Source organism: Isoptericola sp. NPDC019482 (assembly GCF_040632295.1).
GTDB lineage: Bacteria > Actinomycetota > Actinomycetes > Actinomycetales > Cellulomonadaceae > Isoptericola.
Window position 1 is genome coordinate 24780 of the sequence record NZ_JBEYBQ010000019.1, and the last position, 20431, is coordinate 45210.

Below are 20431 nucleotides of genomic sequence, written 5' to 3' on the forward strand. Positions count from 1 at the left end.
ACGGCGCCCCACGCCCTAGGCTGGGCCCATGCGCGTTCTGGTCTCCGGCGGCGCCGGGTACATCGGCTCCCACACCGTCCTGTCCCTCGTCGCCTCCGGGCACGACGTCGTCGTGGTGGACGACTTCTCCAACTCCAAGCCCACGGTGACGGGCCGCCTGGAGTCCCTGTCGGGGGTGCACGTGCCGGTGCACGCGATCGACCTCACGGACGCGGAGAAGACCGAGCGGCTGTTCGCGCACGAGAAGTTCGACGCCGTGGTGCACTTCGCGGGCTTCAAGGCCGTGGGGGAGTCGGTGGCCAAGCCGCTGGAGTACTACCGCAACAACCTGGACTCCACGCTGTCGCTGCTGGAGGCGATGCGCCGTCACGACGTGCCGCGCCTGGTGTTCTCCTCGTCCGCCACCGTGTACGGGGAGAAGGCGCCCGTGCCCTACCGCGAGGACTACGAGTACCTGTCCTCCTCGTCCCCGTACGGGCAGACGAAGGTGATGATCGAGCGCATCATGGCCGACGCCGCGGTCGCCGTCGGCGGGCTCAAGGTCGCGCTGCTGCGCTACTTCAACCCCGTGGGCGCGCACCCGTCGGGCCGGATCGGGGAGGACCCGCAGGGCATCCCGAACAACCTCATGCCGTTCCTCGCGCAGGTGGCCGTCGGCAAGCGCGACAAGCTCGTGATCTTCGGCGACGACTACCCGACGGCCGACGGCACGTGCGAGCGCGACTACCTGCACGTCGAGGACCTCGCCGCCGGGCACGTGGCCGCGCTGGACCACCTGGACGCGATGACCGAGCCCGTGCGCGCGTTCAACCTCGGCACCGGCACCGGCACCTCGGTGCTGCAGATGCTGCACGCCTTCGAGCGGGCCGTGGGGCGTGAGCTGCCGTACGAGATCGGGCCGCGCCGCGCCGGCGACCTCGCCGCGTTCTGGGCCGACCCGACCCGCGCGCAGACCGAGCTGGGCTGGCGCGCCGTCAAGACGATCGACGACATGTGCGCGGACACCTGGCGCTGGCAGTCGGAGAACCCGCAGGGCTTCCCCGACGCCTGACCTCCGGTCGGCCTCGCGGATCGGCCTCGCGGGTCGGGTCCTCGGGGCCGGTCTTGCGGGCCGGTCTGCGCCGCGCCACGATGACCCCATGCCCGCTCCGACCTCCGACGACGCGACGCCGCGCCCCCACCCGCGGTGGGACCCGGGCGCCCGGTACCGGCCGTCCGTGCTCGCCGGCCTGCCCTCGCTGCGGCCCGTGCAGCACGTGACCACGGGGCTGGTGCGCGTCGTCGGGCGCGCCCTGGGTCGCTGAGCGCCGGGCGCGCCACGACGTGTCACGACGCGAGCTGGTCGTGCTCGGCACCGCGAGCATGGTGCCCACCCGCACCCGCAACCACAACGGGTACGTCCTGTTCTTCGACGACACCGCGATCCTGTTCGACCCGGGCGAGGGCACGCAGCGGCAGATGACCCTCGCGGGCGTGTCCGCCACGGACCTCACGCGCATCGCGATCACCCACCTGCACGGCGACCACTCCCTGGGGCTGGCGGGCGTCGCACAGCGCCTGTCGGGGGACCACGTGCGGCACACCGTGCCGATCTCCTTCCCTGCGTCCGGCGAGCCGTGGGTGCGCCACCTGCTCGACGCCAGCGCCTACGACCACCACGAGCGGGTGGCCCTGCAGCCCGTGGCCTTCGGGGCCGGTGCGCGTCCGGGCGGCGGGCAGGTCGCGACCCTTCCTCCAATGGACGGCGAGCGCGGCGCCGGGCCCGGCGCGCCGGTGCTCTCCGCCCGCCCGCTGGACCACCGCGTCGACGCCGTCGGCTACCGCCTCGACGAGCCGGACGGCGTGTCCCTGGACCCGGCGGCGCTCGCGGACGCCGGCGTGCCGCCGGGCCCGGCGGTGGGGCGGCTGCTGCGCGACGGGGTCCTGGTGCTCGACGACGGCCGCACCGTGCGTCGCGAGGCGGTGTCGGTGCCGCGGCGCGGCCAGTCGGTGGCGTTCGTCATGGACACCCGCCTGTGCGACGCCGTCCTGGAGCTCGCCGACGGCGTCGACATGCTCGTCGTCGAGTCCACGTTCCTGCACCGCGACGCCGAGCTCGCCGCCCGCTGGGCCCACCTCACCTGCCGACAGGCCGCGATCGTCGCCGCCCGCGCCGGCGTGCGCCACCTCGTGCTCACGCACTTCTCCCAGCGCTACCGCGTGCCCGACGAGCTGCCGGACGAGTTCGAGCACGAGGCCCGCGAGGTGTTCGACGGCGGTCTCACCGTCGCGGCCGACCTCGACCGTGTGCCGCTCCCGCCGCGCCACCGCCCCTGAGCGCCCCACGAAGGACCACGCGCGCGGGAGGAGTCACAGGACGGCGGCGACGTCCACGTGCTCGAGGGAGTGCGCCTCGGCCACGCCCGGGTTGGTGACACGGCCCTCGTGCACGTTGAGGCCGTGCGCGAGCACCGGGTCGCGCCGCAGCGCCTCGCGCCAGCCGTGGTCCGCGAGCGCCACGGCGTACGGGAGGGTCACGTTCGTCAGCGCGTACGTCGACGTGCGGGGCACCGCGCCGGGCATGTTCGCGACGCAGTAGAAGACGGTGTCGTGCACGGCGAACGTGGGATCCGCGTGCGTCGTGGGGCGGGAGTCCTCGAAGCAGCCGCCCTGGTCGATCGCGATGTCCACGAGGACGGCGCCCGGCCGCATGCGCGCCACGAGCTCGTTCGGCACGAGCACGGGCGCCTTCGCGCCCGGGACGAGCACGGCGCCGATCACCAGGTCGGCCTCCAGCACGGCCTCGGCGAGCGTGAGCCGGTTCGAGGCGAGCGTCTGCACGCGGCCGCCGAACTCCCGGTCGGCGGCCTTCAGCGCGTCGGCGTTCGTGTCCAGGAGGGTCACGCGGGCCCCGAGCCCCACCGCGATGCGGGCGGCGTTCATCCCCGACACGCCCGCGCCGATGACGACCACGTGCCCGGCCGGCACGCCCGGCACCCCGCCGAGCAGCACGCCGCGCCCGCCCGCGGCCCGCAGCAGGGTGGCGGCACCGACCTGCGGGGCGAGCCGGCCCGCGACCTCCGACATCGGGGCCAGCAGCGGGAGCCGCCCGTCGGGGCTCTGCACCGTCTCGTACGCGACGGCGGTCACGTCGCGGGCCAGCAGCTCCTCGGTGAGCGCCTTGTCGGCCGCGAGGTGCAGGTAGGTGAACAGCACCAGCCCCGGCCGCAGCCGGTGGTACTCCTGGGCGACCGGCTCCTTGACCTTGAGCACCGTCTGGGCGCCGGCCCACACCTCGTCCGCGTCGGCGACGACGTCCGCCCCCGCGGCGCGGTACTCCTCGTCGCTGATCGCCGACCCTGCTCCGGCGCCCGTCTCCACGACGACGTCGTGGCCCCGGGAGACGAGCTCGTGCACGCCGGCAGGAGTGATCGCCACCCGGTACTCGTGGTTCTTGACTTCCTTCGGGACGCCGATGCGCATGGTGGGTCCGCCTTCGAGGCTCGGCACCGGCCCCGGCTCGTGGCCGGGGGGCGGTGGGTGCGTGGCGCGGGACGTGTGACCCCGCTCACGTCACAGTCTGACGGGCCGATTCGGCATCGCGCCACGAATCCGTACATCCTTCGGTAGATTGCCGGCATGTCGACACGACGCCCGGCTCAGCCCGTGGCACGCCAGCCTCGAGCGAAGGATGTTCGACCGGGGGAGCGGCCCGACCCCTCCTGGGGCCTCGAGCGACGCGGCCCGGCCCCCGCCCACCTGGACGACGTCGACCAGCGTCTCCTCGCGGCGCTCGCGGACGACGCCCGCATCCCGAACAATGCGCTCGCCGCGCGGGCGGGGGTGGCGCCGTCGACGGCCCTGACGCGGGTGCGGCAGCTGCGCGAGCGGGGCGTGATCCGCGGCTTCCACGCGGACGTCGACCCGGCGCGCACCGGGCACCCGCTGCAGGCGATGATCGCGGTGCAGATGCGCGGCGCGGCCCGCACGCGCCTCAGCGGCTACCTGCAGCGCCTCGCCGAGCTGCCGGGGGTGCTGAACGTCTTCCTGCTGGGCGGCGCGCACGACTTCTTCGTCCACGTGGCCGCCGCGGACTCCGACGCCCTGAACGAGTTCGTCATCGAGCACCTGTCCACCGATCCGGACGTGGCGCTCACCGAGACCAACCTCATCTTCCAGCACGCGCGGGCGAGCTGGTACTGACCCGTCAGCCCGTCAGCGCCCGTCAGCGGCGGGGCGCGAGCCAGCGCTGCAGCTCGACGGCGAGCGCGACGGGCGCGTCGAGCTGCACCAGGTGGCCGGCGTCCGGGATCAGCCGCACGTCGGCGCCGCCGATCGCGTCCGCGAGCCGTGGCGCCCGGTCCGGGGGGATCCACGTGTCCTCCTCGCCCCACAGCACCCGCACGGGGACGTCGAGACCGGCCAGCAGCGGCTCCAGCTCGGCGGTGTACCGCTCGTCGGCCTGCGCGACCTGCCGGTAGAACGCGGCCTGCCCGGCCTCGCCCGTCCACGGGGCGACGAGCGCCGCCAGGTGCTCCTCCCGCAACGGCCGGTGCGCGGCCGTGCGCACGTACGCCTCCAGCGCGCCCCGGTGCACGGCGGCGGGGACGGCCGCGAAGACGTCGGCGTGCTCACGCACCAGCGCGAAGTACGGCGAGCCCCACGGGCGCAGCGCCACCACGTCCACGAGGCACAGCGACGCGTACCGGGCGCCGTGCAGCAGCGCGGCCCGCAGGCTCACCGCGCCGCCGTAGTCGTGCGCGACGACGTGCGGGCGCGTCGGCGTGCCCCCGGCGGCCCCGCCGTCGCCTGCCCACCCGGCGCGCCAGTGCGCCAGGAGGGCGGCGAACGCCTCGCCCTGCGTGCCCAGGTCGACGTCGTGCGCGGGCTCCTTCGACGACGCTCCGTAGCCGGGCATGTCCCACAGGTGCACCGTGAACTCGGCGGCCAGGGCGCGGGCGTACGGCTCCCACAGCCACGACGACCACGGCGTGCCGTGGCAGAACACCAACGGCGGGCCGGAGCCGAACGCCGTCCACGCGATCTCCCGGCCCCGCCACGGGAACCGTCGGTCCAGCAGCGTCGCCGTCGCGCCAGGGGGCGTGGGCGGGCTGATGGGCGGGCTGATGGGCGGGGTGTCGGTCATCGCCCGAGGCTAGGCCGCGGGACCGACCACCGCCCCCGCGGCCCGGGTCGCGGGCCGCCCCGGCCCGGCCGTGAGGTCGAGGGTGCGGAACACGCTGCACGGGTCGGGGGAGTACGAACCGAAGGGCCCGCAGGGGACGAACCCGTGCCGCTCGTACAGGCGACGCGCTGCGGCGAAGTACTCCTGCGGGCCCGTCTCCAGGCTCACCGCGGCGTACCCGCGCTCGCGGGCGAGGCCCACCAGCCGGTCCAGGACGGCGCCCGCCACGCCCCGCCCGCGCGCGGGGCGGGCCGTGCGCATCGACTTCACCTCGCCGTGCCCCGAGGACGTCGCGGTGGTCGGCTCGAGCTCGCTGAGGGCGCCGCACCCCAGCAGCGTGCCGTCGTCGTCGCGCGCCGTCACGAAGGTCACCGCGGGCGCGAGCAGCGCCGTGAGGTCCAGGGCGTGCACCGACTCGGCGGGCGACGTGGCGTACATGTCGGCGAGGTGCTCCTCCAGCAGCCTGCGCACGTCGGCGGCGGCCGGGGACTCGGGGGCGATGATCACCCCCGCATCCTCGCCCGCCGGTGTTTCGCGCACGTGTCACGCGCCGTCCGCTCCCGGCAGACGCCCGCACCCTGGAGCGGCGCGCCTCAGCCGGCGTGTCCCGCGAGCAGGGCGTCCCCGAGCCGGGTGCGGGTGTGCAGCACCCGGTTGCCCTGCCGCTCCGACGTCACCAGGCCCGCCTCCCGCAGCACCGTCGCGTGCCGGCTCGCCGTCGCGGGCGTGAGGTCCAGCACGCGCGCCAGCTCCGTCGTCGTGCGGCTCGTGTCCAGCACCTCCAGGACACGGGACCGTGTCGGGCCGATCAGGTGCGCCACCTGCGCCCCGCCGTCGGCCGCACCGCCCCCACCGGCCGCACCGCCCCCACCGGCCGCACCGTCGGCACCGCGCGCCACCCAGTCCGGCGCCGGGTCCACCGGGTACACGAGCACCGGGTCCAGGGCGTCGTCCGCGAGCACCACCGGCGCCAGCACGCAGAACACCGACGGGACCACCGTCAGCGGCCGTCCGCGCAACGGCAGCGACTGCGACACCGGGTACCAGCCGGTCCACCGGCCGCCGTCGCGGCGCAGCAGCGGGTCGAAGCTGCCCATCAGCCCCTGCATCCCGTCGCGACGCAGCGCCGCGTCACGCGCCTCCCGGTCGGCCGCGAGCGCCGCCCGCGTCACCGGCGCGTAGGGGGCCACCGCGAGGTCGTGGTACCGGCGCAGCGCGGCCGCGAGCCACCGCATCGCCTCCGCCTCGCCGGCGGCGATGCGCCGCACCCACGGCGGCGCCCCGGACGGGAACGTCGCCGCCAGCTCGCGCGCGAGGCGCGCCCGCGGGGTGCTCGCCACCCGCTCCGCCGCCGCCTCGACACCGCCCACCACACCGCCCGCCCCACCGCTGCCTGCCACGGGGGACGGTGTGAGGAAGTCCGGGAAGTACGACGCGAACGGGGCCAGCCGCGCGAGCGCCGCGACCGTCGTCGTCAGGCCCGCCTCCACGATCCGCGCCCGCACCTGACGCCGCCACGGGTCGAACGCCAGCGCCGCCTGCCGGTTCTGCAGCAGGTGCAGGCTCAACACGGTGTCCCACATCGGGTCGGGGAGCCCGGGCGCGCGCAGGCGCGTGAGGTCCTCCGCCGACAGGTCGATCGTGAGCACGGGCCACCACCTCGGGGTCGACTCCGGGTCGACACCCCACGCTAGTCGCCCCCGGCACCCGCCACCCGGTGTGGTGCCCACCTTGCACCCACGCGCAATGTCCGCCCCGGCGGTGTCGTCGCCCAGGGGCACAGCCCTCTCCCGCGACGCGGGGTTCGTGCGTGCCGTCCTGCTGCTCGTCGTCGTCGCCCTCGTCGCGAAGATCGCCCACGACCAGTGACTCACCTGACCCGAGCGCCCGCCCGCGGGACACCGCGCCCGCCGGCAGGTCAGGGGGCGTGCACCGTGGGGTCGTCGCGCAGCACGTCCAGCAGCAGCGCCAGGATCGCGTCGGGCCGCTCCAGCACGGGCAGGTGCCCCGCCCACCCCAGCTCGGACAGCTCCGCCCCGGCCACCGACGCCGCCACGTGCCGTGCGCACGCCCGCAGCGCGTCCATGTCGTGCGCGCCCTCGACGACGAACGTCGGCACGCGGATCCCCGCGAGGTCCACCGCGACGCGCTCCGGGCCCGGCTCGGGCAGGCCTGCGGCGCTCGCGGCGGCGTCGGCCGCGAGCTGCATCTCGAACGCGCGCCGCTGCATGACGGCGAGCGTGTCCGCGGCGGCGGCGTCCGCCTCCGGGCCGAGCCAGGTCGTGACGTTGAGCCGCACCGCGCCCTCGACGTCGCCGTCGGCCAGCAGGCGGGCCTCCTCGGCGTCGAACGCGTCGGAGGTCTCCGTGTCGGGCACGCCGGGGGCGGCCGGGCACAGCAGCACGAGCTCGCGCACCCGGCCGGGGTGCGCGCTCGCGAGCTCGAGCGCCACCTCGCCGCCGAACGACGACCCGACGACGGCCGCGTCGGCGACCCCGAGCGCGTCGAGCAGGGCGGCGACGTCGCCCGCGTTCGTGTAGGGGCGGCCGTCCGGCGGCAGCGGCGAGTCGCCGAAGCCGCGCAGGTCCGGGCGCACCACCCGGAACGTGTGCGCCAGCGCGGGGGCGACGGCGTCCCACATGCGCCGGTCCGCCACCCCGGCGTGCAGCAGGAGGACGGCGGGGGAGCCGGGGTCACCGGCGACGTCGTGGGCCAGCAGGGCGGGCGGGGTGTCCCCGGCGGTGGCGTTCACCGGGCCATTGTCGCAGGCAGGGACCGCGGTGCGCCTGGCAGTATGGAGACGGGCACGCCGAAGGAGCGACATGCCGGTCGAGAGCATCCATCGAGGTTCGGACTCGCGCTACGTCGCGCGGGTCTGGCGCGGCCGCACGTCGGGGGCGGGGACGATGACGTCGGTCGCCACGTCGCACTGGGAGCTGGTGTTCTGGCGCGACGGGGCCACGACGCACGCCGCGGTGCGGGGCCCGGAGACGGTGGCGACGGCGGCACGGATCGCGGGCGAGTCCGACTCGTTCGGCATCACGTTCGCGCACGGCGTGACGATGCCGCACCTGCCGGTGTCCGCGCTGGTGGACGGCGAGTTGGAGAGCCCGCACGTCGCGGGAGGCCGCTTCGTGCTGCGCGGCGAGGAGTGGCCGATCCCGCGCGCGGACGACGCGGAGGCGTTCGTCGACCGGCTGGTGCGGGCCGGTGTGCTCGTGCGGGACCCGCTCGTGGAGGACGTGGTGTGGGGCGGCGTCGCCCGGGTGGGCACCCGGTCCGTGCAGCGGCGCGTCGCGGCGTCGACCGGGCTCACGCAGGGCACGATCCGGCAGATCGACCGCGCCCGCACGGCGGCCGTGCTGCTGCGCGAGGGTGCCGTGCCCCTCGACGTCGTGCACGCGCTCGGCTACTTCGACCAGCCGCACCTCGCGCGGTCCCTGCGACGGTTCATCGGCCGCACCGCGACACAGCTCCGCGCGCCCCGGGAGGCGGCGCCGTCCGGGCACGGCGGCCCGGGCGGCACGACCCACGAGATGTCGCTCCTGTACAAGCCGGTCGAGCCCTCGGCTTCCTAGCGTGGACGTGTCGCGGCCCCCGCCGCGCGCGACCGTCAGGGAGGCAGCGCAGTGAGCACCAGGATGACCACCAGCACCGTCCGGTCCGCGGACGGCACCCCGATCGCCTGCTCGGCCTGGGGCTCGGGCGACCCGATCGTCATCGTCGACGGCGCGACCGCCCACCGCGCCACCACCCCCGAGAACGCCGCCACGGCCGAGCTGCTCGCCGACGAGTTCCTCGTGGTCAGCTACGACCGCCGAGGGCGCGGGCAGAGCGGCGACACCGCGCCGTACGCCGTCGAGCGGGAGCTCGAGGACCTCGCCGCCGTCATCGACCAGGCCGCCGGCGGCGGCCCGGCCACGGTGTTCGCCTGGTCGTCGGGCGGCAACCTGGCGCTCAACGCCGCCCAGGCGGGCGTCCCCGTCGCGCGGCTCGTGCTGTTCGAGCCCAACGCCGTCGTCGACGACGGGCGTCCGCCGCTGCCCGCGGACTATGTGCGGCGGGCGGACGACGCCGTCGCCGCCGGGCGCCCCGGTGACGCCGTCGCGCTGTTCCTCACGGCGGCCGCGGGCCTGCCCCGGGAGGCCGTGGACGGGTTGCGGCAGGACGCCGCGACCTGGTCCGTGCTCGAGGCGGTGGCCCCCACCATCGCGTACGACGGCCGCCAGGTCGGCGACGCGATGTCGGGCCGGCCGCTGCGCCCCGACCTGTGGGACCGGGTCGACGTGCCCGTGCTGGTCATGCACGGCACGGGCACCTGGGCGTTCCTCGCGGCCGCGGCTCGCGCGATCAGCGCGCACCTGCCCACCGCGACGCTGCGCCCCGTGCCCGGGGCGGACCACACCACCACGCCCGAGGTGCTCGCCGCCGAGCTGCGCGCCTTCGCCGGGCAGGACTGACACGCAGGACTGACACGCAGGACTGACACACAGGACCGGCAGGGAGGCACGACATGGGATCGATCGTGGTCACCGAGTTCATCTCGCTGGACGGCGTCGTCGAGGCGCCGGGCGGCGAGGACTTCCGCTACCCGGACTGGAGCTTCGAGGTCGACCGCGGGCCGGAGGGCGAACGGTTCAAGGAGACCGAGGCGCTCGGCGCGGACGCCCTCCTGCTGGGGCGGCGCACGTACGAGGGCTTCGCCGCCGCGTGGCCGCAGTACGAGGGCGAGCTCGCCGACAAGTACAACGGCATGCCGAAGTACGTCGTCTCGCGCACCCTCACCGACCCCGGCTGGAACGGCACGAGGGTGCTGTCCGGAGACCTCGTCGACGAGGTCTCCCGCCTGCGCGACGAGGTCGACGGGGAGATCTCCGTGCCCGGAAGCATCCGGCTCGTGCAGGGGCTGCTGGCACACGACCTCGTCGACGAGATCCACCTGATGACGTTCCCCGTCGTCCTCGGTCACGGGCGCACCCTGTGGCCTCCGACGCCGGACAAGACCATGTGGCGCCTCACCGAGGCCACGACCTACGGCGACGGCGTGCTCGTCACCGTCCACCGCCGGGCGCGCTGAGGAACGGGCCGTGAGCAGCCGCGACCCGGCCACGCGAACGACGGTGCCGAAGGTGCCGACGGTGCGCACGATCGAGCTGAGCACCGCGACCCTCGACTACACCGACACCGGCGGCCCCGGCCCGGCCGTGCTGCTCCTGCACGGCCCGCTCCTCGACCACGCCGTGTGGGACGGCGTGACCGCGCGGCTGCCGGACCTGCGGTGCGTCGCGCCCACGCTGCCGCTCGGCGCCCACCGCCGCCCCGCGCCGCACGACGAGCTCACGAACGCCTCCCTGGCGCGCATGGTCGCAGAGCTCATGGAGGCGCTCGACCTGCGCGACGTGACCCTCGTCCTCAACGACTGGGGCGGCGCCCAGGTGCTCGTCGAGCTGGGCCTCGACGAGCGCGTGGCACGCCTCGCGCTCGTGGCCTGCGAGGCCTTCGACAACGTCCCCGCGGGCCGCCCCGGACGCGCTCTCGCCCGGGCCGCCCGCGTGCCCGGCGCGCTCGCCCTCCAGGCGCAGCTGACCCGGCTGCCCGCGGTACGGCGCCGTCTCGCGTCCGCGATGGCGGCCCGCCCCGTCCCCGACACGCTCCTGCGGCGCTGGTTCGCCCCCTTGCGCGACCCGCTCGTGCGCGCCGACCTGCGCCGCTTCAGCGCACGCTTCCCCGTCCCGGCCGACCGCGACTGGTCGGCCGGGCTCGGCGCCTTCACCGGTCCCGCGCTCGTCGCCTGGGCCGACGACGACCGGATGATGCCGGCCGACCACGGCCCCCGCCTGGCCCGCCTGCTGCCCGACGCCGAGCTCGTGCACGTCCCGCGCGCGGCGACCCTCGTGCCCCTCGACCAGCCCGACGTCCTCGCCGAGCACCTGCGCGCGCTCGTGCGGCGCTCACCGACCGACCACGGAGGAACGACATGACCGGCGACATGACCGGCGACATGACCGGCGACATGACCGGCGACACGGCCGCCACCCGGCCCGGTTCCCGGCGGCGCGTCGTCGCCGCCCTCGCCGCAGCCCTCGTCCTGCTCGCCACCGCCGCGCCGGGCGCGGCGGCCCGGCCCGACGGCGACGCCGTCGTGCGCGTCGACTCCGGGTGGCTGCGCGGGCACGCGGAGACGGACCACGTCGCCTACTCCGGCGTCCCGTACGCGGCCCCGCCCGTCGGCGAGCGCCGCTGGCGGCCTCCGGCACCCCCGCGCGACTGGAAGGGCGTGCGGGACGCGACCGCCCCGAGCCCCCTGTGCCCGCAGCCCGGTGAGGAGGAGGGCACCGTCCTCGGGCAGGAGGACTGCCTGACGCTCGACGTCGTCGCGCCCGCCGACGCCCGCCGCGGCGACCGGCTGCCCGTGCTCGTGTGGCTGCACGGCGGCGGCCTGGACTCCGGCGGGGCGGCCCGCTTCGACGGAGCGCGCCTCGCGACCCGGGGCGGCCTGGTCGTGGTCACCGCGAACTACCGGCTCGGCGCCCTCGGCTTCCTGTCGACGGCAGAGCTCGGCCCCCACCGCGGCAACTACGGGCTCCTGGACCAGGCCGCCGCGCTGCGGTGGGTGCAGCGCAACGCCGCAGCCTTCGGCGGCGACCCCCGCAACGTCACGCTCGCCGGGCAGTCGGGCGGCGCCCGGTCCGTCTGCGCCCAGCTCGCCGCCCCGTCGTCGAGGACGCTGTTCGACCGCGCGATCGTGCAGAGCGGCGCCTGCGCCAACCCCGTCCCCGACCGCGCCCAGGGGCAGGCCTTCGGCGACCGCGCCGTCGAGCACCTCGGGTGCGCCGACGACGATCCCGGTGACGTCGCCGCCTGCCTGCGCCGCAGCAGCGTGCCCGCCCTCGTCGGCACGCTCTCGGGCGTCGGGTACGGGCTCACCGAGCACTCCGGCGACCGCCCGTGGAACCCCGTCGCGGGCACGCCGTTCCTCCCGCGGCAACCGATCGACGCCCTGCGCCGCGGCACCGCCGCACGGGTCCCCCTCCTCGTGGGGGCCACGCGCGACGAGATGCGCGGGTTCGTCCACTGGCAGGCACCCGGCCTCACCGCCGACGACTACCACCACCGGGTGACCGACACCTTCGGCCCCTACGCCGCGACCGTCCTGGACGCCTACCCGCTCGCCGACCACGACTCCCCGGAGACGGCGCTCGCGGCCCTGCTCGGCGACTGGGGTGCGCAGATCGGGGCCTGCCCGGTGCTGCGCACCGCCCAGGTCGCCGCACCGCACCAGCGCGTGCACGTGTACGAGTTCGCCGAGCCCTCCGCCCCGGGACCCGACGGGGTCCCCCTCGGTGCCTACCACGGCCTCGAGCTGGGGTACCTGTGGACGCTCGTCGGCGACCACCTGCCCCCGCCGCTCGACCCGGCGCAGCAGCGGCTGTCCGCGACGATGATCGACTACTGGGCCGCCTTCGCGCGCACCGGCGACGTCAACGGCCCCGGGCGCCCGCACTGGCCGCGCTTCGGGCCCGAGCAGACGGTCGTCGAGCTCTCCACCCGCGAGATCGGCCCGACACCCTTCGCCGCCGACCACCGGTGCGACCTGTGGGCCGACGTCGACGTCGACGGCGCGACGGGCGGGCCCGCGACCCGTGGGCTTGACTGAGCACGTGAAGCACCTCGGATTCCTGTCGTTCGGCCACTGGACCCCGCACCCGCAGTCCGCGACCCGCTCGGCGTCCGACGCCCTGCTGCAGTCGATCGAGCTCGCCGTCGCGGCGGAAGAGCTCGGCGCCGACGGCGCGTACTTCCGCGTGCACCACTTCGCCCGGCAGCTCGCGTCCCCGTTCCCGCTGCTCGCCGCCGTCGGCGCGCGCACGAGCCGCATCGAGATCGGCACCGCCGTCATCGACATGCGCTACGAGAACCCCCTGTACCTCGCCGAGGACGCCGGCGCGGCCGACCTCATCTCCGGCGGGCGGCTGCAGCTCGGCATCAGCCGCGGGTCGCCCGAGCAGGTCATCGACGGCTACCGGCACTTCGGGCACGAGCCGAGGGCGGGGGAGTCCGACGCCGACATGGCCCGCCGCCACACCGCCCGCTTCCTCGAGGTGCTCGACGGCGAGGGCTTCGCCGAGCCGAACCCGCGCCCCATGTTCCCGAATCCGCCCGGTCTGCTGCGCGTCGAGCCCTACTCCGAGGGCCTGCGCCGGCGCATCTGGTGGGGCGCCGGCACCCGCGCCACCGCCGAGTGGACCGCCGCGCAGGGCATGAACCTCATGAGCTCCACCCTGCTGTCCGAGGACACCGGCGTGCCGTTCCACCGGCTCCAGGCCGAGCAGATCCAACGCTTCCGCGACGCCTGGGCCGCCGCCGGCCACGGGTGGGAGCCCCGGGTGTCCGTGTCCCGCAGCATCTTCCCGATCACCGACGACCGCGACCGCGCCTACTTCGGCATGGAGACGGCCAGCACCGACCAGGTCGGCCTCCTCGAGGGCGTGCGCTCGAGGTTCGGCAAGACGTACGCCGGGGAGATCGACGCCATCGTCGCGGACCTCGCCGAGGACGAGGCCGTCGCCGCGGCCGACACGCTCCTGCTCACCGTGCCCAACCAGCTCGGCGTCGAGTACAACGCCCACGTCATCGAGAACGTCGTCCGGCACGTCGCGCCCGCCCTCGGCTGGCGCTGAGCCTCAGGCCCCGTCGCCGCCCACCAGCTCCTCGACCACCGGGGGAGAGGAGCGGTAGTCGCCCCAGCGTGCCCACCGCGCCTGCACCCGCACCACCACGATCCCCGGGTCCACCAACGAGGCCGCGAACTGCGGGAACGCCGAGCGGTACGCCGCCGCGCACCGCTCGCGGTCCGCGCCCTCCGGGGCGTCCGCCACCCCCTCGACCTGCAGGGTCGTCCCGCCCGGCCCGCCCACCACCACGGCCACCCGCGGGTCGCGCCGCAGGTTCGCCACCTTGCGCGACCCCTCCCGGGCGTCGAAGACCAGCTCGCCCGACGGCGTCACCGCCAGCGGTAGGTACGCCGCCTGCGGGGCGCCGTCCGGACCCAGCGTCGACACCACCCCGTCACCCACCGCACGCACGTGCTCGACCACCCGCTCCAGCGCTGCACCCGTGAGGGCCGACGACGTCATGGGCGCGACCCTAGCGGGCACCGCGCACGCCGACCGGCGACGCCGCGTCCACCACCCCCACCAGCACCGGAACGGCCTCACCCCGGCCCACCACGTGCACCTGCGACCACCCGGCGGCCGAGCCCTCCCTCGACCCGCCCGACGCCGCCACCAGGCCGGCACGCTGCGCCGCCCACCGCCGCCAGTGCCGCACGAACGCCCGCGACCGCACCACCCGGCCCCGCGACTCCTGCCCCGAGAGCGCCTCACCGCGCCCCACGTCCACCATCACCAGCACCGGACGCCACCCCGCCCGACGCGCCAGGCACGCCCACCACCACCGCCGCATCCGCGACGTCGCCGGGTCGTGCACCACCAGCACCGCCGCGCCATCCAGCGGGCCACCCAGCACCGCCCGCACCACCCCCGCCAGGTGCCGCACGTGCACCACCGGCCGGTACACCGCGTACGGCACCCCGCGCGGCACCCGCCCCCGCAGGTCACGACGCACCACCTCGCTGTCCAGCACCCGTACCCCCGGACGCAGACCCGCCACCCACGCGAGCGCCGTGCTCTTGCCCGCCCCCGGCACACCGCCCACCAGCACGAACGTCCCCATGGCAGATCGCCGCGTCACCGCACGCTCCCGCACCGTCGCCGACATCCGGCGCACCCACCCCTTCCCTCACCGACACCCGGACCGAACTCCGTCCCGCCGAGCGGCGGGCGCCCAGCGTGCCAGGCCTGCATGAGCGCCAGATGAGACCGGCCCACCGAGACCAGCCCCGCCACGACCCGCACAACTGAGCACACAGGCACCCGGTGGGACGATGCCAGGCATGGTCCGCACCACCCCCGCCACCCTCCTCGGCACCGACCTGCCCCTCGTCGCAGCCCCCATGGCCGGCGGCCCCACCACCCTCGACCTCCTCGCCGCCACCACCGACGCCGGAGCCTTCGCCTTCCTCGCCGGCGGCTACCAGACCCCCGACGCCCTCGCCGACCAGATCCGCCACGCCCAGCACCGCGCACGCCCCTTCGGCGTCAACCTCTTCGTCCCCTCCACCACGCCCGCACCCGACCCCGCGGCGCTCGCGGCCTACGCGCGGGAGATCACGCCGGACGCGGGCGCGCACGACGTCGACCTCGACGCAGTGCTGGCATCCCTCCCCGCGACCGACGACGACGCCTGGGCCGCGAAGATCGACCTGCTGCGGCGGGACCCCGTGCCCGTCGTGTCGTTCACCTTCGGGCCCCCGCCGGCGGCGGACGTCGCGGCCCTGCGCGCGGCGGGCTCGGTCGTGCTCGTCACCGTGACGACCCCGCAGGAGGCCGCCGCGGCCGCGGGGCTCGGGGCCGACGGCCTCGTGGTGCAGGGCCCTCGCGCCGGCGGGCACAGCGGCACCTGGGACCCCGCGCGCACCGCCGCGGAGGCCCGGACGGCCGGCGTCGTCGCCGCGGTCGCCGCCCGCACGGGCCTGCCGATCATCGCCGCCGGGGGAGTGGACGGCCCCGATGCCGTCGCCACGCTGCTGCAGGCCGGGGCGCAGGCGGTCGCGGTCGGCACGCTGCTGCTGCGCACCGACGAGGCAGGCACCTCGCGCACCCACCGCGACGCCCTCGCCGACCCCCGGTACCCGACGACGGCGGTGACCCGCGCGTTCACCGGACGCCCGGCTCGCGCGCTGGTCAACGGCTTCCTCACCCGCCACGACGCGCACGCCCCCGTCGCCTACCCGCAGGTGCACCACCTCACCCGCGAGCTGCGGCGCCGCGCCGCAGCGGCCGGGGACGCCGAGCGGCTGCACCTGTGGGCCGGGACCGGCTACCGCGCCGCCGCCACCGGGCCCGCGGCGGACGTCGTCGGCTCCCTCGCGGCCCGTCTGTGACGGTCGCGCGCGGCACCTCGGTCACCCGGCACCGGGTTCGCTAGGTTGCCGTCATGAGCGTCGACTGGGACCCGCCGACCGTGCTCCGTGCCGCCGCCGCGTGGTCCTGGGTGCCGCCGGACGCGGAGTGCGTCGTCACGGATGTCACCCTCACCCGGTGGCCCGCCTGGGCGCACGGGCGCGTCGTGCTCACCGGCATCGCGTCCGCCCGCGCGCCGGAGGAAGTCATGCGCTCCGCCGTCGAGCAGGCGCGGACCTGGGGCAGCGACACCCTCGGCGTCTGGACGTCGGCGAGCAGCACCCCCGACCTCACCGGCCTGCTGCTCGACCGGGGTGCCCGGCTCGAGGACACCGTGGACGTGCTCGCCCGCCGCCTCGGGCCAGATCTCCGCGAGCCGCCGGAACGCGACGGGCGCCTCGACGTGCGGCGCGTGACCGACGTGGACGGGCTGCGCGACGCCGACCGCGTCGACACCGCGGTGTGGGACCAGCAGCCCATGGACGACGACCGGCTCGCCGAGACCGCGCGCACGCTGCTGTCCGACGACAGCCGTGAGCTCCGTGTCGTCGCCTACCAGGACGGGGAGCCCGTGGCCTCCGCAGGGGTCACGCTCGCGGCGGCGCCACGACCCGAGCTGGGCACCGTCGCCCGGTTGTGGGGCGCGGGCACGGTGCCCGACCGTCGCGGTCGCGGTGCCTACCGGGCCGTGCTCGAGGAGCGGCTGCGCCTGTCGGCCGCCGCGGGCGCGTCCCTCGCGCTCGTCAAGGGCCGGATCAGCACCTCCGCGCGCCTCCTGCGCAAGGCCGGGTTCGAGCGGTTCGGCCAGGAGAACTACTACCGGCTCACCCTCTGACGCCGTGGCGTCGTCAGCACGGGGCGCACGACAACGCACGACAACGCACGACAACGCACGATGGGACGCTCCACGAGGAGGACGGACGTGACAGGACCTTCGGCAGGGCGGTTCGAGGGCCGCGTGGCGCTGGTCACCGGCGGCGCGCACGGGATCGGCGCGGCCGCGGTACGACGCCTGCACGCGGAGGGCGCCACCGTCGTGGTCGCCGACCTCGACGACGACGCCGCACGGCGTGCCGTCCACGACCTTCCTGCCGGCGGGGCTCCCGCCTCGGCCGTCACCTGCGACATCACCGACACGGCGTCCGTGGACGCCGCCGTCGGGGCGGCCCTGGAGCGGCACGGGCGCCTGGACGTGCTTGTCGGCGTGGCCGGTGGCACCGGCGTGCACCCCGGGCTCCTGGACGGCATGGACGACGCCACCTGGGCCGCAGGCGTCGACCTCAACCTGGCTGGGCCGGCTCGCTGCGTGCGCGCCGCGGCCCCGCACCTGCCGCGTGGGGGCGCGATCGTGCTGGTCGGGTCCGTCAACGGGCTGCAGGCCTTCGGCGACGAGGACTACTCGGCCGCGAAGGCCGGGCTCGTGTCGCTCGCACAGAACCTCGCCGTGCGCCTCGGAGCCAGAGGAGTGCGGATCAACGTCGTCGCGCCCGGCACGATCCGCACCCGGGTGTGGGACGAGCGCGCCGACCCCGACCGGCTCGCGGCGCTCTACCCGCTCGGCCGCATCGGCGAGCCCGACGACGTCGCCGCCGCGATCGCGTTCCTCGCGTCCGACGACGCGGCCTGGATCACCGGTGTCACGCTGCCCGTCGACGGCGGTGTCCTCGCCGGCCCGCTCGCGCGCTTCGAGTCCCTCGGGGGCGGGGGAGAGCGCCACCCCGATGTCACCGATCGTTGACATCATTCGAGATGTTACTTAGCGTTGACATCACGCTCGATGTCGTCGCTCGTTGACATCTCGTCACGGAGGGCGCGCCGGCGGGGGAGGGGAGCTCGTGATCGTCGCGAACGCCGAGCAGCTCGGCTCGCTGCTGCGCCGCGCGCGCAAGGACAAGGGGATGACGCAGGCGCAGCTGGCCGCCGCCGTCGACGTGTCCCGCCAGTGGGTGATCGCCGCCGAGGCCGGGGCACCCACGGCGCGCCTCGACCTGGTGCTCGACGCGCTGCGGGCCGTCGATCTCGTCGTCGACGTCGTGCCCGACGAGCCCGACGACGCGCTCGACGCCGTGCTGGGGCGTGCCCGTGGCTGATCGCACCGCCGACCGGCTCGATGTCTGGCTCGACGGCGCCCATGCCGGCACGCTCCGGCGCGAGCGCGGCGGGGACGTCGCGTTCGCCTACACCCCGACCTACCAGGCACTGCGGGCCGCGCCGTCGCTCTCGGTGAGCATGCCCCGCCACGTCACCGAGCACGACCCCGGCGTGACCATGCCCTGGATCGACAACCTGCTGCCAGACAACGACACCGTGCGCGCCCGCTGGGCGGCCCAGTTCGACGAGCGCCGCCCGACGGCCTTCAACCTGCTCCGGCACATGGGCGCCGACTGCGCGGGCGCCGTCCAGGTGACGCCCCTGGGCGAGCAGCCGCACGACGGCGCCGGCAGCAGGCCGCTCGGGCCGCGGGAGATCGCCGCGCACCTGCGCGAGCTGCGCGCGGACGACAGCTCGTGGGCGTTCGAGCACCACGGCGGACGGTTCTCGCTGGGCGGCCAGCAGGGCAAGTTCGCCCTCGTCCACCGCGCCGACGGGTCGTGGCACCAGCCCACCGGTCGTGGCGCCAGCACCCACATCTTCAAGATCGGCGTCGACGGCGTCGCGCACTCGGCGGCGGCCGAGCTCGTCACCATGCGCGCAGCGCGAGCCCTCGGGCTCCCTGTCGCGACCGTCGAGGCCGCCTGGTTCGAGGACCAGGCCGCCGTCGTGGTCGAACGGTTCGACCGGCTCGCCACCAGCGACGGCGCCCGGCGGCTGCACCAGGAGGACCTCTGCCAGGCCCTGGGACTGTGGCGCTCGGCGAAGTACGAGGCGGACGGCGGTCCCGGGGTGCGGGACGTGGCGCGGCTCGTGGCGCGCGCCGTCGACCGGCGCGACCTCGCCCGGTCGCGCGACGACCTCGCGCGCGCCGTCGTCTTCAACTGGGTCGCGGCCGGCACCGACGCGCACGCCAAGAACCTGGCGCTGCTGCACGTCGGCGCACGCACGGTGCTCGCGCCCCTGTACGACCTGGTCAGCGCGAGCCTGCTGTGGCCGGCCGACGAGGTCAGGCTCAAGGCCCGGCTCGCCATGAAGCTCGGCGGCGAGTACCGCCTGCGAGCGCTGGGGCCACGGCACGTCGAGCGCGCCGCTACCGACCTCGGGGTCGACGCGGGCTGGCTGGCCGACGTCGCCGCCACGTACGCCGCGACCTGGCCGGAGGCGGTCAGGGACGCCGTGGCCGAAGCGCGCGACCTCGTGCCCGACGACGTCGCGGGGGAGTTCGTGGACCGCGCTGCTGCCCGCGGAGGAGACGTCGCCCGTGCGCTCGGCGGCGCCGCCGGGGGAGAGGCACCGGGAGGGACGCCCGCCCGACCCGGCGGCACCTGGGTCCCCGCGCATGACCGGGCCGGGCGCCCCGTCGCCGGGCACTGGCGTTCGCGCCCGGGGCGGTGAGGGAGCGAGCCTGACGGCGGCGCGCCCGTAGCCTCGTCGGCCGTGCAGGCCGTAGGACGACTGGGTCTACGTGGTCACGGACATCGAGACGGACGGGCCACATCCCGGCGCCAACCCGATGCGATCCTTCGCCTCGGTGGCGGCTCGCGCCGACGGGTCCGTCGTGAGCGAATTCGAGGCCGTCCTCGATCCGCTACCTGGCGCCGCACCGAACGCGGACACGCTGGCCTGGTTCGAGGCCCAGCCACCGGAGATCTGGGCTGCCGCGACCGAGGGCGCCCGACCGATCGGCGCGGTGCTGAGGGAGTACACGGCATGGATCACCACACTGGGGTCAGGCCGGCTCTTCGCGGCCGCCCCGCTGGCCTTCGACGGGACCTGGATGGACTATCACCTCCGCAGGTTCACGACGTACGGGCTCTGCCAGGGCCGTACGAGGAAGACGTCCTGTTCACCGGACGCGCGCTGTGCCTCCGGTCGTACGCGGCGGCGGTCCTCGGCCTGCCGATGGCGGAGACGCCGACGTCCGCCGAGCTGCCCGCCGGATGGCTCGGTGACGTCGAGCACACCCATCGGGCCATCGACGACGCGCGCGGGTTCGCGCATCTCCTGGGCGTGCTGACCGAGAAGGCACGCGCGCGATACGGGAGCGGGGCAAGGTGCCACCGTGCCGTCCAGTCACCGCCACCCGAGCCGCGACGTCGTGATCGATGGCACCGTCGGGCTGCGCCGATTCCTGGGCGTCGATCGGGCA

23 protein-coding genes are annotated in these 20431 nt (G+C 75.9%); 16 read left to right on the forward strand and 7 right to left on the reverse strand.

Going from position 1 to position 20431, the window contains the following annotated elements:
* Nucleotides 1-28: 28 nt before the first annotated feature.
* From galE to ABZ493_RS13560, 3 genes are all read left to right on the forward strand, one after another.
* Entirely contained in the window at nucleotides 29-1051 is a 1023-nt protein-coding gene (galE, locus tag ABZ493_RS13550; RefSeq protein WP_430582668.1) for a UDP-glucose 4-epimerase GalE, read from the forward strand.
* A gap of 88 nt (nucleotides 1052-1139) precedes the next feature.
* Nucleotides 1140-1304, forward strand: coding sequence for a hypothetical protein (locus tag ABZ493_RS13555; RefSeq protein ID WP_430582669.1), 165 nt, complete (start codon nucleotides 1140-1142; stop codon nucleotides 1302-1304).
* A 19-nt stretch (nucleotides 1305-1323) separates the two neighbouring features.
* Entirely contained in the window at nucleotides 1324-2316 is a 993-nt protein-coding gene (locus tag ABZ493_RS13560; RefSeq protein WP_430582670.1) for a ribonuclease Z, read from the forward strand.
* Between the two features lie 33 nt (nucleotides 2317-2349).
* Here the strand turns inward: ABZ493_RS13560 and ald are convergent, their stop codons facing one another.
* The gene (ald, locus tag ABZ493_RS13565; RefSeq protein ID WP_430582671.1) at nucleotides 2350-3462 is read right to left on the reverse strand and encodes an alanine dehydrogenase; all 1113 of its coding nucleotides are present in this window, start codon (nucleotides 3460-3462) and stop codon (nucleotides 2350-2352) included.
* Between the two features lie 156 nt (nucleotides 3463-3618).
* Here ald and ABZ493_RS13570 point away from each other — a divergent pair, with 156 nt between their 5' ends.
* A complete protein-coding gene (locus ABZ493_RS13570; protein ID WP_430582672.1) occupies nucleotides 3619-4182 on the forward strand; it encodes an Lrp/AsnC family transcriptional regulator in 564 nt (187 codons plus the stop codon).
* Between the two features lie 22 nt (nucleotides 4183-4204).
* Here ABZ493_RS13570 and ABZ493_RS13575 read toward each other — a convergent pair whose 3' ends face one another.
* The 3 genes from ABZ493_RS13575 to ABZ493_RS13585 all read right to left on the reverse strand — a co-directional run bounded on the left by ABZ493_RS13575 (nucleotide 4205) and on the right by ABZ493_RS13585 (nucleotide 6813).
* Complete coding sequence (locus ABZ493_RS13575) at nucleotides 4205-5125, reverse strand: alpha/beta fold hydrolase (RefSeq protein ID WP_430582673.1); 921 nt, start codon at nucleotides 5123-5125, stop codon at nucleotides 4205-4207.
* Nucleotides 5126-5134: 9 nt separating this feature from the next.
* Nucleotides 5135-5671: a GNAT family N-acetyltransferase gene (locus ABZ493_RS13580; protein WP_430582674.1), complete on the reverse strand. Its 537-nt coding sequence runs from the start codon at nucleotides 5669-5671 to the stop codon at nucleotides 5135-5137.
* An 86-nt stretch (nucleotides 5672-5757) separates the two neighbouring features.
* Entirely contained in the window at nucleotides 5758-6813 is a 1056-nt protein-coding gene (locus ABZ493_RS13585) for a helix-turn-helix domain-containing protein (protein WP_430582675.1), read from the reverse strand.
* Nucleotides 6814-6910: 97 nt separating this feature from the next.
* Between ABZ493_RS13585 and ABZ493_RS13590 the strand changes: the two genes are divergently transcribed.
* Complete coding sequence (locus ABZ493_RS13590) at nucleotides 6911-7033, forward strand: hypothetical protein (protein ID WP_430582676.1); 123 nt, start codon at nucleotides 6911-6913, stop codon at nucleotides 7031-7033.
* Between the two features lie 49 nt (nucleotides 7034-7082).
* Here the strand turns inward: ABZ493_RS13590 and ABZ493_RS13595 are convergent, their stop codons facing one another.
* The gene (locus ABZ493_RS13595) at nucleotides 7083-7916 is read right to left on the reverse strand and encodes an alpha/beta fold hydrolase (RefSeq protein ID WP_430582677.1); all 834 of its coding nucleotides are present in this window, start codon (nucleotides 7914-7916) and stop codon (nucleotides 7083-7085) included.
* Nucleotides 7917-7986: 70 nt separating this feature from the next.
* Here ABZ493_RS13595 and ABZ493_RS13600 point away from each other — a divergent pair, with 70 nt between their 5' ends.
* The 6 genes from ABZ493_RS13600 to ABZ493_RS13625 all read left to right on the forward strand — a co-directional run bounded on the left by ABZ493_RS13600 (nucleotide 7987) and on the right by ABZ493_RS13625 (nucleotide 13845).
* Entirely contained in the window at nucleotides 7987-8742 is a 756-nt protein-coding gene (locus tag ABZ493_RS13600) for an AraC family transcriptional regulator (RefSeq protein ID WP_430582678.1), read from the forward strand.
* 63 nt (nucleotides 8743-8805) lie between these two features.
* Complete coding sequence (locus ABZ493_RS13605; protein WP_430582679.1) at nucleotides 8806-9624, forward strand: alpha/beta hydrolase; 819 nt, start codon at nucleotides 8806-8808, stop codon at nucleotides 9622-9624.
* Nucleotides 9625-9677: 53 nt separating this feature from the next.
* Entirely contained in the window at nucleotides 9678-10241 is a 564-nt protein-coding gene (locus ABZ493_RS13610; protein ID WP_430582680.1) for a dihydrofolate reductase family protein, read from the forward strand.
* A 10-nt stretch (nucleotides 10242-10251) separates the two neighbouring features.
* On the forward strand, nucleotides 10252-11145 hold the full coding sequence (locus ABZ493_RS13615) for an alpha/beta hydrolase (protein WP_430582681.1): 894 nt from the start codon (nucleotides 10252-10254) through the stop codon (nucleotides 11143-11145).
* The gene (locus ABZ493_RS13620; RefSeq protein WP_430582682.1) at nucleotides 11142-12821 is read left to right on the forward strand and encodes a carboxylesterase family protein; all 1680 of its coding nucleotides are present in this window, start codon (nucleotides 11142-11144) and stop codon (nucleotides 12819-12821) included. The genes ABZ493_RS13615 and ABZ493_RS13620 overlap by 4 nt, the downstream gene beginning before the upstream one ends.
* Before the next feature lie 4 nt (nucleotides 12822-12825).
* Complete coding sequence (locus ABZ493_RS13625) at nucleotides 12826-13845, forward strand: LLM class flavin-dependent oxidoreductase (protein ID WP_430582683.1); 1020 nt, start codon at nucleotides 12826-12828, stop codon at nucleotides 13843-13845.
* A gap of 3 nt (nucleotides 13846-13848) precedes the next feature.
* On the opposite strand, the gene ABZ493_RS13630 is transcribed toward ABZ493_RS13625, so the two are convergent.
* Both ABZ493_RS13630 and ABZ493_RS13635 read right to left on the reverse strand, forming a co-directional pair.
* Nucleotides 13849-14301, reverse strand: a complete 453-nt coding sequence (locus ABZ493_RS13630; RefSeq protein WP_430582684.1) for a pyridoxamine 5'-phosphate oxidase family protein — start codon at nucleotides 14299-14301, stop codon at nucleotides 13849-13851.
* Nucleotides 14302-14311: 10 nt separating this feature from the next.
* Nucleotides 14312-14917: an AAA family ATPase gene (locus ABZ493_RS13635; protein ID WP_430582685.1), complete on the reverse strand. Its 606-nt coding sequence runs from the start codon at nucleotides 14915-14917 to the stop codon at nucleotides 14312-14314.
* Nucleotides 14918-15119: 202 nt separating this feature from the next.
* Here ABZ493_RS13635 and ABZ493_RS13640 point away from each other — a divergent pair, with 202 nt between their 5' ends.
* The 5 genes from ABZ493_RS13640 (at nucleotide 15120) to ABZ493_RS13660 (ending at nucleotide 19677) form a co-directional block, all read left to right on the forward strand.
* Nucleotides 15120-16169, forward strand: coding sequence for a nitronate monooxygenase (locus ABZ493_RS13640; RefSeq protein ID WP_430582686.1), 1050 nt, complete (start codon nucleotides 15120-15122; stop codon nucleotides 16167-16169).
* Between the two features lie 53 nt (nucleotides 16170-16222).
* On the forward strand, nucleotides 16223-17023 hold the full coding sequence (locus tag ABZ493_RS13645) for a hypothetical protein (RefSeq protein ID WP_430582687.1): 801 nt from the start codon (nucleotides 16223-16225) through the stop codon (nucleotides 17021-17023).
* Between the two features lie 87 nt (nucleotides 17024-17110).
* Nucleotides 17111-17926 (forward strand): SDR family NAD(P)-dependent oxidoreductase, encoded by an 816-nt coding sequence (locus ABZ493_RS13650; protein ID WP_430582688.1) that lies wholly within the window; start codon nucleotides 17111-17113, stop codon nucleotides 17924-17926.
* A 97-nt stretch (nucleotides 17927-18023) separates the two neighbouring features.
* On the forward strand, nucleotides 18024-18278 hold the full coding sequence (locus ABZ493_RS13655; RefSeq protein ID WP_430582689.1) for a helix-turn-helix domain-containing protein: 255 nt from the start codon (nucleotides 18024-18026) through the stop codon (nucleotides 18276-18278).
* Nucleotides 18271-19677 carry a type II toxin-antitoxin system HipA family toxin gene (locus ABZ493_RS13660; protein WP_430582690.1) on the forward strand — a complete coding sequence of 469 codons (1407 nt, stop codon included), beginning with the start codon at nucleotides 18271-18273 and terminating at the stop codon, nucleotides 19675-19677. Before ABZ493_RS13655 ends, ABZ493_RS13660 begins: the two co-directional genes overlap by 8 nt.
* The last annotated feature ends 754 nt before the right edge of the window (nucleotides 19678-20431 follow it).